Below are 390 nucleotides of genomic sequence, written 5' to 3' on the forward strand. Positions count from 1 at the left end.
AGGGGCTTCCTGAATCGCCGTGACAGGTTCCTTTACCGATACGTTTAAAAGTACAAAACATGGTTTCCGTTACATTTCTGGTGTATCTCATCGCATATCTACATGTTTGTTGATTAAATACAGACAGATTTAGGTATCGCAAAACTCTACTTGATTCTCCATGCGGTTTTTTAGCGCCAAAACCAATCAAAGTAACTGGATCGTTTTCCTTCAAAATTGCCTTGCTCGGCCTCAAGACTGTAACTTTTAGTAAATCGAATTCTCCGTTAATAGTCAAAAGAGCAACATCGTTACTTCTTTTAATGAACTCGAATTGTCGGAAAACGTTTACTGCAAATGTGTCGTAGCTTTTTCCGCCAGCATCCAAGTCTGCTGTTCCGGCAACAATTT

1 protein-coding gene is annotated in these 390 nt (G+C 39.7%); it reads right to left on the minus strand.

The window, feature by feature from the left end; all coding sequences use genetic code 11:
- On the minus strand, window positions 1-390 hold a 390-nt coding region (locus F0L74_RS34910), incomplete at both ends, for a trypsin-like serine protease (RefSeq protein WP_188316302.1).

Source organism: Chitinophaga agrisoli (genome assembly GCF_008386695.1).
Classification (GTDB): domain Bacteria; phylum Bacteroidota; class Bacteroidia; order Chitinophagales; family Chitinophagaceae; genus Chitinophaga; species Chitinophaga agrisoli.